A 13,883-nucleotide genomic window follows, 5' to 3' on the forward strand; every position below is an offset into this window, starting at 1 on the left:
AATTTTCCAGGAGTTTCCAATGGCGAAGAAACCCAAGGCTGCCACCTTTATCAAAGACCCGCTCTGGTACAAAGATGCGGTGATTTACCAGGTTCACGTCAAATCCTATTTCGACTCCAACAACGACGGCATCGGTGACTTCCCCGGGCTGATCGCCAAACTCGACTACATCGCCGACCTGGGCGTGAACACCATCTGGCTGCTGCCGTTTTACCCCTCGCCACGCCGTGACGATGGCTATGACATCGCCGAATACCGTGGCGTGCACAGCGACTACGGGACCATGGCCGACGCCAAGCGCTTTATCGCCGAGGCGCACAAGCGCGGCCTGCGGGTGATCACGGAACTGGTGATCAACCACACCTCCGACCAGCACCCGTGGTTCCAGCGCGCGCGCAAGGCCAAGCCCGGCTCCAGCGCGCGGGATTTCTACGTGTGGTCTGACGACGAGCAGAAATACGACGGCACCCGCATCATTTTCCTCGACACCGAAAAGTCCAACTGGACCTGGGACCCGGTCGCCGGCCAGTACTTCTGGCACCGCTTCTATTCCCACCAGCCGGACCTCAACTTCGACAACCCGCAAGTCATGAAGGCCGTGCTGTCGGTGATGCGCTACTGGCTGGACATGGGCATCGACGGCCTGCGCCTGGACGCGATTCCTTACCTGATCGAGCGCGACGGCACCAACAACGAAAACCTCCCCGAAACCCACGATGTGCTCAAGCAGATCCGTGCCGAGATCGACGCCAACTACCCCGACCGCATGCTGCTGGCCGAAGCCAACCAATGGCCGGAAGATACCCAGCTGTACTTTGGCGACCAGAAGGGCGACGACGGCGATGAATGCCACATGGCCTTCCACTTCCCGCTGATGCCGCGCATGTACATGGCGCTGGCCCAGGAAGATCGCTTCCCGATCACCGATATCCTGCGCCAGACCCCGGAAATCCCCGCCAACTGCCAATGGGCGATTTTCCTGCGCAACCATGATGAGCTGACCCTGGAAATGGTCACCGACAAGGAGCGCGACTACCTGTGGAACTACTACGCCGCCGACCGCCGCGCGCGCATCAACCTGGGGATTCGCCGGCGCCTGGCGCCACTGATGGAACGCGACCGACGCCGCATCGAGCTGCTCAACAGCCTGCTGCTGTCGATGCCCGGCACACCGACCCTGTATTACGGTGATGAAATCGGCATGGGCGACAACATCTACCTCGGCGACCGCGACGGCGTGCGTACGCCGATGCAATGGTCCATCGACCGCAACGGCGGGTTTTCCCGTGCCGACCCGGCCAGCCTGGTGCTGCCACCGATCATGGACCCGCTCTACGGCTACCAGTCGGTCAACGTCGAAACCCAGGCCCAGGACCCCCATTCGCTGCTGAACTGGACCCGGCGCATGCTGGCGATCCGCAAGCAGTCCAAGGCCTTCGGGCGCGGCAGCCTGAAAATGCTCTCGCCGAGCAACCGCCGGATCCTGGCCTACACCCGCGAATACACCGGCGTCGATGGCAAGCACGAAATCATCCTGTGCGTGGCCAACGTGTCGCGCACGGCCCAGGCGGCGGAGCTGGACCTGTCAGCCTTTGCCGGCATGGTTCCGGTGGAAATGCTCGGCGGCAACGCCTTCCCGCCCATTGGCCAGCTGAATTTTCTCCTGACCCTGCCTCCTTATGGCTTCTACTGGTTCGTGCTGGCTACCGAAAACCAGATGCCCAGCTGGCATGTGGAACCGGCCCAAAGCCTGCCGGACTTCACAACCCTGGTCCTGAAAAAACGCCTCGAAGAGTTGCTCGAAACGCCGTGCCGCACCACCCTGGAGCAGACCTCGTTGCCCAGCTGGCTGCCCAACCGGCGCTGGTTTGCCAATAAAGACTCGGCCATCGACCGCGTGCATATCGCCTATGGCGTGCGCTTTGGCGATGCCCAGCATCCGGTATTGCTCAGCGAGATTGAAGTGACCAGCGGCGGGCAGACCAGCCGTTACCAACTGCCATTCGGCTTGCTCGGCGAAGACCAGTTCACCAGTGCCTTGCCGCAACAACTGGCCCTGGCCCGAGTGCGCCGGGTGCGCCAGGTGGGCCTGATCACCGATGCCTTCAGCCTCGACAGCTATATCCGTGCCGTCATCGACGGCCTGCGCGCCCAAACGGTGCTCAGCAGTAGCGACGGCGAGATTCGTTTCGAACCCACCCCGCACTTGGCCGACTTGCCGGTAGGCGATGAGTTGCAAGTGCGTTACCTGGCGGCCGAGCAGTCCAACAGTTCAGTGGTGGTCGGCGAAAGCCTGGTGCTCAAGTTGATCCGCAAAGTCAGCGCCGGGGTTCACCCGGAACTGGAAATGGGCGCCTACCTGACCGCCGCCGGCTACAGGCATATCTCGCCATTGCTGGGCTCGGTGATCCGGCGCGATGCCGCGGGTGAGGACAATCTGTTGATGATTGCCCAAGGCTATCTCAGTAACCAGGGCGACGCCTGGGCCTGGACCCAGAACAACCTCGAGCGGGCGATCCGCGACGAGCTGGCCGAAGCGATCTCCGAGCAGGAGCAGCACTACAACGCCCTGGGTGAACTGGCAGATTTCGCCGGGTTGCTCGGCCAGCGGCTTGGGGAAATGCACCAGGTGCTGGCCGCGCCAACGGCCAACCCGGACTTCAAGCCTGAAGTCACCTCGGTCAAGGACAGCCAGGGCTGGGCCAAACAAGTGGGGGCGCAGATTGAACGCGCCTTGCAGTTGCTCAAACAGCATCAAACCCAATTGAACCCCGCCGACCAGGCGTTGGTCACTCAACTGCTGGGGCAAAAAAAGGCGATTGCCAACCATGTGCAGGACCTGGCGAAAGCCACGGTGGGCGGCTTGCGTATCCGGGTCCATGGTGATTTGCATCTGGGCCAGGTGCTGGTAGTCAAGGGCGATGCCTACCTGATCGACTTCGAAGGCGAACCTGCACGGCCGCTGCACGAGCGCCGGGGCAAGCACAGCCCGTACAAGGACGTCAGCGGCGTACTGCGCTCGTTCGACTATGCCGGCGCCATGGCCCTGAATGTGCAAGGGCAGGGGCTGGATCACTCGGCCGACGCCGATGCGGCACGCCAGCGTGTCGCCGATCGTTACCTGAGTGAAGCTCGCCAGGCATTTATCCAGGCGTATCAACAGGCTACGTCTACACTGGCGCATGGCTGGCAGGATGCCAAAGGGGCGGATGCGGCACTGGCACTGTTCAGCCTGGAGAAGGCTGCGTATGAAGTGGCCTACGAGGCAGAGAACCGCCCGACCTGGTTGGCGGTGCCCTTACGCGGATTGCACGGGTTATTGCAAGGTTATTAATGACGTTCAGTCCAAGCGCGCGAACGTCAAGGTGGGAGAAACCATGAGCTTTACACATAAAGAACCGCTGCAATCGAAGTTCGCTGTCATGCCTGCGCCCAAGGATATCGAAGCCCTGGTGCGTGCCGAACATCCGGATCCTTTTGCGATCCTCGGCCCCCATGACGATGAGCAGGGCGGCCAGGTTATCCGTGCATTCCTGCCGGAAGCCTTGAGCGTCCTGGTGCTGGCCCGCGACAGCGGCGATGTGCTCGGCAGCCTCGACGCGACCCCAGTCCCTGGCTTGTTTATCGGGCATTTCTCCACGCGCCAGGGCTACCTGCTGAAGATCCAATGGGCCGGCGGCGAGCAGATCACCGAAGACCCCTACAGCTTCGGCCAGTTGCTTGGCGAGATGGACCTGTACCTGTTTGCCGAGGGCAATCACCGCGACCTGAGCAGTTGCCTGGGCGCCCAGGTGATGAGTGTCGAGGGTATCCAGGGCGTGCGTTTTGCCGTGTGGGCACCCAATGCCCGCAGGGTTTCGGTGGTCGGAGACTTCAATATCTGGGACGGGCGCCGCCACCCGATGCGCCTGCGGCATCCCGCCGGGGTCTGGGAGATCTTTATCCCGCGCCTGCATCCGGGCGCCGCCTACAAATACGAAATCCTCGGCGCCAGCGGCATCCTGCCGCTCAAGGCCGACCCCATGGCCCTGGCCACGCAGTTGCCGCCCGACACGGCGTCGAAAGTCGCCGCACCGTTGCAAGTGGACTGGGCAGATGAAGCCTGGATGCAAGCCCGTGGCGAACGCCAGGCGCCCAGTGCGCCGTTGTCGATCTATGAACTGCACGTGGGTTCCTGGCAGTGCGAGCTCGACGAATTGGGCGAAGTGTCACGCCAATACGGCTGGCGCGAGCTGGGCGAGCGGCTGATCCCCTATGTGCAGCAACTGGGGTTTACCCATATCGAACTGATGCCGATCATGGAGCATCCCTTCGGTGGTTCGTGGGGCTATCAGCCGCTGTCGCAATTTGCGCCCAGCGCGCGCTTCGGCTCACCGGATGAGTTTGGCGCCTTCGTCAACGCCTGCCACCAGGCAGGCATCGGCATCATTCTCGACTGGGTGCCGGCGCATTTTCCCACCGATACCCACGGCCTGGCCCAGTTCGACGGCACTGCGCTGTACGAGTACGGCAACCCGCTGGAAGGTTTCCACCAGGATTGGGACACGCTGATCTACAACCTGGGGCGCACCGAAGTCCACGGTTTTATGCTGGCCTCGGCGCTGCACTGGCTCAAGCATTTCCATATCGATGGGCTGCGGGTGGATGCGGTGGCGTCGATGCTGTATCGCGACTATTCACGCAAGGCCGGCGAGTGGGTGCCCAACCGCCACGGAGGGCGCGAGAACCTCGAAGCCATCGACTTCCTGCGGCATTTGAATGACGTGGTGGCCCTGGAAGCCCCCGGCGCCCTGGTGATCGCCGAGGAGTCCACGGCCTGGCCGGGCGTCAGCCAGCCGACCCAGCAGGGCGGCCTGGGCTTCAACTACAAATGGAACATGGGCTGGATGCACGATTCGCTGCATTACATCCAGCAAGACCCGGTGTACCGCGCCCATCACCACAATGAGCTGAGTTTCGGCCTGGTGTACGCCTGGTCCGAACGTTTTGTGCTGCCCATTTCCCACGATGAAGTGGTGCACGGCAAACACTCGTTGATCGACAAGATGCCCGGCGACCGCTGGCAGAAATTCGCCAACCTGCGGGCCTACCTGAGCTTCATGTGGATGCACCCCGGCAAAAAGCTATTGTTCATGGGCTGTGAATTCGGCCAGTGGCGCGAGTGGAACCACGACCAGCAACTGGACTGGTACCTGCTGCAATACCCGGAGCACCGCGGCGTGCAAAAACTGGTGGGCGATCTCAACCGCCTGTACCGCGAAGAGCCGGCGCTGCACGAGCAGGACGCCGCGCCCCAGGGCTTCCAGTGGCTGATTGGCGACGACGCGATCAACAGCGTCTATGCCTGGCTGCGCTGGAGCAAGGACGGCAAGGCGGTGCTGGTGGTGGCCAACTTCACCCCGGTGCCCCGCGAGGCGTACACGGTGGGCGTGCCTTTTGCTGGCACTTGGAAAGAGCTGATCAACAGTGATGCCGACACCTATTCCGGCTCCAACTACGGCAATGGCGGTGAAGTCTTTACCCAGGACGAGCCGCGCCATGGGCAGCCGGTGTCACTGGCGTTGAATCTACCGCCACTGGGGGTGCTGATCCTGGGCCAGGAATGAAACCCAAGGAGCCGGCCAGCCGGCTCCTTGGGATGATCTGACGAACGTTGTTACCAATCCTCTGGAGCATCTTCTTACAGGCGCTCCACACAAGGGTGTCTGTGTATCCTTGCCAGAGGCGAAAGGCCATGACGTCTGTCCACCTGAATGCCCCACCTCCCGCTGTCGCTCTTTCTCACGTGCAGCCGGCCAACGCCCAGGCCAGTTCCGGCCTGGCGCTAGTGCAGCCGACCACGCAAGCAGCCGATTCTTACCAGGCGCAACTGCGCGGAAAACTGGCGGATCTGGACGAAATATCTCGGGTGCTACACCAACTCAAAACATCGGACGGCCCCGGCGGCGATCTGAATAAAAGCCTGTTCCTCAACAAAGATTCACCGTTGATCCCGCCCAACGGCTCCACCCAGCCAGGCACCAATCGGCTGGACAACATGCTCAGGTTCTATGGGGTTGTGCCGGCCGATCCGAGGACGCCTGCGCAAGTGCAGGCGGCGCTTGATGCCACGCAAGATGCCCGCAGCGAAATTGCCCTGGGCCTGGATGATGGGGCCACTGATGTGGACGGTTTACTGCAACCGAGCACTGAGCCCGCTATCGCGGCATGGGTCGCCGAGCAGGAGGCCACGTCTAAAAAGCCCCTGCTCAGCCTGTTGACCGAGGGCCTCTCGCCACAGGCCCTGGCCAAAGCCCAGGGCACGCCGGCCGCCGTGCTCGAGCTAATACTCAAATCCCCCCAGGCCAAGGCGCTGCTTGAACAGTTGTTGAGGCACCTGGGCGGCGCGCCGTTTCCCCTCGATGGGGTGATTGCTCCCCAGGTAAAGGTCAAGTTGCTGGTGAAGGCCCTGAGCTTGAGCCTGGACCCGTTGCACGGGCGCAAACCTGGGCATATTGCCGGTTTTGATCTGGCTTCACGTGACCTGGCGAACCAAAGCTATCCGGCGATCAAGGCGCAATTTCGCCAGCATCTGGTCGACTCCAGGCAGTTGTCCGCCGACCAGGCGCATCTGGCGGCCTACGTTCTGCGCGCCCGGTTCCCGGCCGATTTTTCCGTACGTGATGTGCCCGCCGACCTTGCGTATCAGGGATCGGCAGTGTGGGTGAATTTCCAGCACGGCGTCAGTTTGGCGGAGGCGATCCGGCCCGGTTCGTCGCGCAGCATGGGCTTCCAGGAGCTGGTTGACCTGCCGGGCAAGTTCAGCGAGCAAGCCTCCACCGACGCCCAGTGGGCGCTTATCACATCGACCCGTATCCCGGCGACCCTGGATTGGGCGGTGGTGCAGGGGGTAATCGCGCACAAAGACAGCTATTTGCAGGAGGACATCAACAAGGCGGTCACGGCGTTTGATGCCCATCTTGATCGGGTGGTCGCGGCAACCCAGCAAATGGCAGCCGATGTGCCGATGCGCAAGGATTATTTCGAGCGCATGGAGAAGGGCACCTCGCGTACTGAACTGCTGAGCATGATCAGCCCGATTTTTGCCCTATACCGCCACATGAGCGGTGAGAAAATCACCCCCTCGGACATCCGCTATCAATACCCTGTGTATGACGAAGATCAGTTCCAGGGCAAGTTTGACCAATACCTGGCCGACACCAAGGCTGCCTATTCACAACTTATCCGCAGCCAACTGACCCAGTTGCCCATAAAGGATCGCACAGCGCTTGAGCAGGGTGACGTCACCGTGTTTGCCCTGCGCACAAAGCCCGGCCCCGGCCATGAGACGGATGAAGAGAAACGGGCCGCCGTGACACGCCCGGCGTTTATTCTCAAGGCCGTGCATGACGGCCAGACAAACTACTACGAAATCAATCCGCTCAAGGGCATCGCCCGGCGCCGCGACGACTTGCAGCCGATCCTGGAGGCCTACAATCCTGCGGACAAAAGCTATGGCAAGGACTTCATCTCTGTTGAGCACGCCGCAGACGGCGTGCCTAGCGAAGAGTTGGTGGTGCGCAATACCCGCCCCGACAGCCGGGCCGAGTTCAAGAAGCAGTGGGCCGCCTACACGGCAGGCAAGGGGCCTAGACCCAAGAGTTTTTCGATCGTGGTGCCGCAACAGCTTGCGCACTTCGCCGCGACGGGAAACCCATCCAAAAGTTTGGTGCCGCGCACCTTTGACTCCGAGCGTTCGGTCGCCATTGCCAAGGCCATTACCACGGATCTGTTTTATGTCGATGAGGACACGCTCAAGCAATGGGCCGCGTCGGACCCCGCCCGGGAAAGCGCAGCGCATAAAAACGATGAAGCATTCTGGGAGCGGGTCAAAGGCGTCGGCCAAATGGTTATTCCGTTCTGGAGTGGTATTGAGAACCTGGTCAACGGCAACACCAAGCAGGGCATCATGGAGCTGGTGGTCGATGGGCTACTGACCTTCGCCAGCCCGGCGGGCAAGCTGGCAGCAGGCTCGGTGCGCCTGCTGTCCCAGGCCGGCAAGATCGGCGTGCGCGCACTGCTGCCAAAATTTGCGCCCCTGGTGAAGAAGTTCGCGGTTTCCGTGGCGCGCAATCTCAACCCCATGGACCCGGTGATGCCCGCGCTGAACAGCGTCGGGAACCGTCTGATGAAGCACGGGAGCCTCCAACTCAAGGAGGTCCAGGCCGGCATTGCGAAATTCAGACAATCGGCCGCCCTTGAACTGCCTGGCAGAGGCCGTTACGACATCACCCAGCAAATCCCCCTGACCGCCAGGCCCCTGGCGCCAGGCCAGACTGTACGGGTGGCCGAAGGCATCACCAGTGACCAGGCCCGCGTCCTGCATCGGCGCACGCACAGTGATGTGGTGGTCGGTGATGACGTCTATCGTTATCGCCCGAAAAACCCCGAGAGCCTGATCAAACTGGGCGGCCCCAGCGATACCGAGCCATTTGAAGGCTTCGTATTGACCTGTGGTGTCGGGGGCCGGCGTTTCAAGCGCGATCTGGGTGACCTGTGCTACACCAAGCAAATCGAACCTGGCGGCACTCCGATATTTCAGGACGCCCAGGCCCTGGAGCATCGCCGCCTGATTCCCGGCGCCGGCCCGGTGAAAGGGCCACGCACGGTGATTCACGAACACCGTCGCTATCGCGTCAACGAAGCAGGCAACCAGGAACTGCTGCCGATGGCCAGCACCCAGCCTGTCACCTACAAAAACCGTACCTCTGGCACCGTGGTCAATGAGCCGGACTTTGGTTACGACGACTTCGGCGTGCCCCGGGCGCTCAATCAGGAAACGCTGGTGATCAAAATGGATGCCATCAGCGATTTGAGCAACGATCAGCGCGTCGTCAGAGGGCTCAAGATCGACCATGCTGGCCAGCAATACGTGATGGTCGAGGGCGATACCGGGGTGTATTTCTTCGCGCCGCTGGACGGCACCGGCAAGCTGGACTTTCATCGCCTGACCCGCAGTGGCCCACTGGACCTGGAGTTCATCCGCCGGTACGACCACTACAAGGATGTCTACAGCTTTGTGGCGCAGGGACTGCCGGATAACCCGCTAGTGGTACTGCCCAGCCTTGAGACCCTGATCAAGAAAATTGTCGCGGATGAGCCCATGTCGCCTGCGGAAATCGACCACTTGGTCAAGGTCCTGCGCGCACTTCCCCCCGAAAAGCAGCGTGAAGTCTTGATGGGGGTGTATGCCGCCGGGAGCAACCCTGGACATGTGGTGGTTGCGGCAAAACCGGTGCGGCTCTCGCCGATCAACAAACCGGCGGACTTCGCCCTGTTGCCGACCGAACAGCAGAACCATTTATATGCACAGGGCGGCAGCAAAGCGGTTGAAGAGCAGTTCCAGGCCACGGGCATAAGGTCGGCCAATCAACAGGTTCCCGGCCTTCCCGCAGAGGTCGTTCGCAGCCAGACAGCCACGGAGATGGTGGGCTGGCTCTACACCCGCACTGGGGCGCCCAACTATTCGCAAATGGTCCTCAAGACCGGTGCCGGCAATTGCGACCAGATGGCCAAGGTGGCGGTGGATACGATCAACGCCAGTGGCGGCAATGCGCGGATCGCCCAGGTCAAGGGGCATACATTCGCCGTGGTCGGCGGGCCGCCCGGCCAGCCGCGCAGCAAAGGCTTCACGGGGCCGGAGTGGGACGAGGCGTGGGTGGTCGACCCGTGGGCCGGCATCTCCTGCAAGGCCGCGGACTATCCGGCCCAATTCAAGGCGCGGATGCAGGAGTGGAGCCAGTCGGGCCGGCGCATCCTGATCAGCGACGGGGGCACGCCGCCGCGCTCGGTGTGGAGCGACCCCATGGAGCCACGCTGGATCCGCGCCACCGTCGATGGCGAGGCGCAGGTGTTTCAATAGGACTGCGTAACGCCGTGTGGCGTGGTGCTCCAAGGCATTACAGAAACACAATCTCGTAGGGGACGCGCATGCGCTCCAGCAGCACCGGGGGCAGCATCGGCGCCAGGCCGATCAAAGGGTCGCCGAGCAACTGGCTGGCGTAGGCATGGGCCGCGTGGCGTTTGCGCGCCACGCTCCAGGTGTCGAGGCGTATCTTGCGCGCGCACTGCCAGGGCATGCGCCCGGCTTCGCGGGCGGGCCAGTGCCAGGCCCAGATCGGCAACTCCAGCAGGCGCGCGCCGGTCAGCGCGCAGGCGATGGCGGTGGCACGGCCGACGGCATCGTGGTCGTCATTGCCATCATTGCGCCAGGTGGTGAATACGACGTCACCGGGTTGCAGGTAGCGGGCGATAAATTGGCTCAAGAGCTGTTCGCGGCCCGCCAGGGCGTTGTCGCAAAAGCCCCCGCGAATCCACTTCAAGCTATGCATGGGCAAGCCGAGGCGGCGCAGGGCCTCGACACTCTCCTGGGGCCGGAACACGCTCAAGCGCTGCGCCGACCACTGGTTGGAGCCCGGATGGCTGGCGCTGCCGTCGGTGATCGAGATCAGTTTCAAGGGATAGTCGAGGGCGCTGAGCAGTTGCAGCAAACCGCCACAGGCCAGCACTTCGTCACCCGGATGCGGCGCCACCACCACCACTCGCGAGCCAGGAGGCACCAGTAGGGAAGGGCTGATGGTGGGGATTTGCGCCAATTGCGGCGCGCTGTTCCAGATTTGCGCCGGCGTGCGGCGAACGTCGTTCAAAGTGGCGGGATTGATCAATGTTACGTCCTTGTCCTGGTAATGCAGGTCGTGCCCCGTGGCCGGGTCGACTCTCCTTTTTGTCGCGCCGGCCTCATGGCCGGTGCGGCACGCTGGCATTCCGAATCCTAAGATTGCCGTGCTTGAGTATTGTTCATCACCCGGATTTCGCCGGGCAAAGTTGTAAGTTTTTCAAGATGGCAACATCAAGCCTTTCAAATAGTCGCCAAAGCCACCCTGTGCGCGGCAGTCCAAGCGGGCACTGGTGATGACTTGCGGGGCATGGCTCCAGGCTATGGTTGCGCCGCAACGCTCCAGTTGGCGCACCAGTTGCACGTCCTCATGGCACGCCAGGGGTTCAAACCCGCCAGCGCGCACGTAGGCGCCGGCGCTGACGCCGAGGTTGGCCCCATGAATGTGCCGGTGCCCGTCACTGGCCTGATAGGCCTGGTGGTAGCGGATCTGCGCCGCCTCGTCGAAACCGTCGCTCCAGGCATCCACTGTGACGGTGCCACAGACTGCATCCACCCCCAGGGCCAGTTGCGCCACCAGCCAATCGCCCGCCACGCGGCTGTCGGCATCGGTGCAGGAAATCCAGCGCGCGCCCTGGTTCAACAGATGCCGCGCACCGATTCCACGCACCTGGCCGACATTGCGTGCTGCAACGCTCAGGCTGTGTACCCCGAACGCCTCGGCAATGGCGGCGCTGCCATCGGTACAACTGTCGAGCACCACCAGTATCTGTACCTGCTCACCGAGCAGTCCCGGATGGCTGGCGGCGATCATCGCGGCTTTCAGGCACTCGGCCAGCAGCGCCTCTTCGTTATGCACCGGAATCAGAATGCCGATCATCGCAGCCCCTCAAGATGGGCGACCGAGGCGCTTTCGCGAGACCACAGGTCGAGTAGGAAATCACTGTCAGCCACCTGCGCCACGCGCGACATGCCCAGGCGTTGGTGCAGCAGTTGGTGGACCTGTTCGGCGGTTTGCGGGCAACCGTCGATGGGCGCTCGCCAGTGGCAGGCCAGGACCTGGCCATCCGGGCTGAGTGCGCCCAGGGCCTGATCGATCAGCACGCACAAATCGTCATGATCAAGGTAGTAGCACCACTCGCTGAGGACGATCAGTTCGAACGAGCCTTGCGGCCACTGTGCAGGCAAGCGCAGCCGCTCGACCTGGGCGTGGCCAAACTCCTGCAGGCGCGCTTGCGCGAGGGCTACCGCCGCCGTAGCGGTGTCGCAGCACAGCAGGCGCTCACAGCGCGTTGCCAGTTCGGCGCTCAATTCGCCATTGGCGCAGCCGGGTTCGAAAATCGAGGCGTAGCGTGGCCGGGTCAGCAGCGCCAGGGTCAAGGCGCGCTTGCGCTGCTCGTACCAGCGCTGGCGGAAGGCCCAGGGGTCGTCGTTGTCGACAAACAGTTGGTCGAAGTAAGCCGTGGCCACACTCATAGAAACACCACTTCAAAAGGTTGCAACAGCCGCTCCAGCACATGGGGCGGCAAGACGGGCGGCAGGTCGACCTGCGGGTCGCCTTCCAGTTGGCTGGTGAACGCGTGCAGGGCGTGGCGTTTGCGGGCCACGGCCGCGGGTGCCAGGGCAATCTTGTGCGCGCGGTGCCAGGGTACCCGTGGGTCCTCGGGGGTTGCCCAGTGCCAGGTCCACACCGGTAGCTCGATCAGGCGCGCGCCGACTGCCCGGGCCGCCTGGGCGCTGGCGCGGCCAACCGCTTCGTGGTCGCAATGGCCGTCTTCGCGCCAGGTGGTGAACACCACGTCTTCGGGTTGCAGGTGCTGCTGGATAAACGCCGTCAGCGCAGGTTCGCGCGCCTGCACCTGGCTGTCGGAAAAACCGCCGCGCAACCAGCTCAGGCGTTGCTGCGGCCAACCCAGGCGCTGCAGGGCCTCGGCCGACTCACGGGGACGAACCTCGCGCAGGCGTTGCCTTGGCCAACGGGTTGAGCCCGGATGGCTGGCGCAACCGTCCGTGACTGAAACCAGCAGCAACTCGCGGCCCAACGCCGCCAAGCCTTGTAACAAACCGCCGCAGCCCAGTACTTCATCATCCGGATGGGGCGCGATGATCACCGCGCGGCAACCTTCAGGCACCAGTTGCGCCACGCTGATCAGAGGCAGGCCGGCGACACGGGCAGAGCCTTGCCAGGCGCGCAGGGGCGTGCCTTGGCCGACAATCGGGTTGGCTTTCATAGTTGCCATGTCCCGCCAGCTGCGCTCGACAGTTGCTCGCCGAGCGCTGCCAGGTCCCGCTCGGCATGGCTTTGGCGCAAGTACACCGGCAGGTCTGCGATCAATTGCGCGAAGTGCCGGTCCTGGCAATAGGGCCCGGCTCCCATGGCCCTGCCGACGTGATGGATGACTTCGTTGGCCGCCGCTTCAATCACTGCCCGAGTCCGGCGCGCCAGCAACTGGGCGTTGGCCTGGGGTTGCTCGTCGATCTGCCGCGCAGCGCTGCGCAGCACCGTGGCGGCGGCGAACAAGGCCATGTCCACCGCACCCAGATGGGCCAGGGCATGGGGTTCTGCACGACGGTCACAGTGTTCGCGCAGGGCCTCGGCCAAGCGCTGCGCCGCGCCGTACCAGCAGGCGGCGATGCCAACCCCTCCTTGCCAGAACCCTGGGCGTTGCAGGTAATCCCCTGGCTCGCCCACGGCCAGCGCCACGGCATTCTCGAACCGCACTTCGACACTGGCGCACGCGCCCATGCCCACGGCTTGCCAGCCTTCACCGGTGACCTGGACACCCGGCTGGTCCATCGACACTGCAACCAACTGCTGGCGCGCCTGTTCATCCCAGGCAGTCAACAACCCGTGGCTGACCACCGCCGCCCCGGAGCACCAGGCCTTGCGCCCATGCAGCAGCCACTGCGAGCCCTCACGCCGAACCTGCACCCGTGCCGTCGGCGGCTCGGCGGCCCACATGCCCCAGGTGCTACCGGCAGGTGGGGCCGGGCTGTCGAGCTCGGCCATGATCGCCAGTGCATCGGTGTGCCCTTCAAACAGCTTGCACAGGCTCAGGTCGTGGCCGGCCACCTGGGCCAGTTCGCTGAAGCGCAGCAGCGTCTGCCCGCTACCGGGGCGCGGCAATTGGTCGAGGCCCGCATCCACCAGGGCCCTCAGGGTCTGGCCAAGGCCTTGGGTGTCGGCCAGTCCCTGGGGATTGCGTTGCAAAAACCCGTGTAGAGCCAT

Annotated in this window: 8 protein-coding genes; 3 read left to right on the top strand and 5 right to left on the bottom strand. The window is 63.2% G+C overall.

Features of this window, described 5'->3' with window-relative positions:
• Positions 1-19: 19 nt before the first annotated feature.
• The 3 genes from treS to HBO19_RS08825 all read left to right on the top strand — a co-directional run bounded on the left by treS (position 20) and on the right by HBO19_RS08825 (position 9,901).
• Complete coding sequence (gene treS, locus HBO19_RS08815; RefSeq protein ID WP_170041375.1) at positions 20-3,334, top strand: maltose alpha-D-glucosyltransferase; 3,315 nt, start codon at positions 20-22, stop codon at positions 3,332-3,334.
• A 43-nt stretch (positions 3,335-3,377) separates the two neighbouring features.
• The gene (gene glgB, locus HBO19_RS08820; protein ID WP_170057307.1) at positions 3,378-5,606 is read left to right on the top strand and encodes a 1,4-alpha-glucan branching protein GlgB; all 2,229 of its coding nucleotides are present in this window, start codon (positions 3,378-3,380) and stop codon (positions 5,604-5,606) included.
• Positions 5,607-5,734: 128 nt separating this feature from the next.
• The gene (locus HBO19_RS08825; protein ID WP_170057308.1) at positions 5,735-9,901 is read left to right on the top strand and encodes a hypothetical protein; all 4,167 of its coding nucleotides are present in this window, start codon (positions 5,735-5,737) and stop codon (positions 9,899-9,901) included.
• 37 nt (positions 9,902-9,938) lie between these two features.
• Here HBO19_RS08825 and HBO19_RS08830 read toward each other — a convergent pair whose 3' ends face one another.
• From HBO19_RS08830 to HBO19_RS08850, 5 genes are all read right to left on the bottom strand, one after another.
• Entirely contained in the window at positions 9,939-10,700 is a 762-nt protein-coding gene (locus tag HBO19_RS08830; protein WP_169951973.1) for a PIG-L family deacetylase, read from the bottom strand.
• A gap of 174 nt (positions 10,701-10,874) precedes the next feature.
• Positions 10,875-11,534 carry a glycosyltransferase family A protein gene (locus tag HBO19_RS08835; RefSeq protein ID WP_169951772.1) on the bottom strand — a complete coding sequence of 220 codons (660 nt, stop codon included), beginning with the start codon at positions 11,532-11,534 and terminating at the stop codon, positions 10,875-10,877.
• On the bottom strand, positions 11,531-12,130 hold the full coding sequence (locus HBO19_RS08840; protein WP_170057309.1) for an SAM-dependent methyltransferase: 600 nt from the start codon (positions 12,128-12,130) through the stop codon (positions 11,531-11,533). The genes HBO19_RS08835 and HBO19_RS08840 overlap by 4 nt, the downstream gene beginning before the upstream one ends.
• Positions 12,127-12,885, bottom strand: a complete 759-nt coding sequence (locus HBO19_RS08845; protein WP_169951971.1) for a PIG-L family deacetylase — start codon at positions 12,883-12,885, stop codon at positions 12,127-12,129. The genes HBO19_RS08840 and HBO19_RS08845 overlap by 4 nt, the downstream gene beginning before the upstream one ends.
• Positions 12,882-13,883, bottom strand: coding sequence for an acyl-CoA dehydrogenase family protein (locus HBO19_RS08850; protein WP_169951768.1), 1,002 nt, complete (start codon positions 13,881-13,883; stop codon positions 12,882-12,884). The genes HBO19_RS08845 and HBO19_RS08850 overlap by 4 nt, the downstream gene beginning before the upstream one ends.

The sequence above is a fragment of the Pseudomonas sp. WS 5021 genome (assembly GCF_012985535.1).
Lineage (GTDB): Bacteria > Pseudomonadota > Gammaproteobacteria > Pseudomonadales > Pseudomonadaceae > Aquipseudomonas.

Excerpts from the sequence above, each read along its gene's own strand:
- treS (WP_170041375.1), top strand. The coding sequence starts at position 20 with ATGGCGAAGAAACCCAAGGCTGCCACCTTTATCAAAGACCCGCTCTGG.
- glgB (WP_170057307.1), top strand. The coding sequence starts at position 3,378 with ATGAGCTTTACACATAAAGAACCGCTGCAATCGAAGTTCGCTGTCATG.
- HBO19_RS08825 (WP_170057308.1), top strand. The coding sequence starts at position 5,735 with ATGACGTCTGTCCACCTGAATGCCCCACCTCCCGCTGTCGCTCTTTCT.
- HBO19_RS08835 (WP_169951772.1), bottom strand. The coding sequence starts at position 11,534 with ATGATCGGCATTCTGATTCCGGTGCATAACGAAGAGGCGCTGCTGGCC.
- HBO19_RS08840 (WP_170057309.1), bottom strand. The coding sequence starts at position 12,130 with ATGAGTGTGGCCACGGCTTACTTCGACCAACTGTTTGTCGACAACGAC.
- HBO19_RS08845 (WP_169951971.1), bottom strand. The coding sequence starts at position 12,885 with ATGAAAGCCAACCCGATTGTCGGCCAAGGCACGCCCCTGCGCGCCTGG.
- HBO19_RS08850 (WP_169951768.1), bottom strand. The coding sequence starts at position 13,883 with ATGGCTCTACACGGGTTTTTGCAACGCAATCCCCAGGGACTGGCCGAC.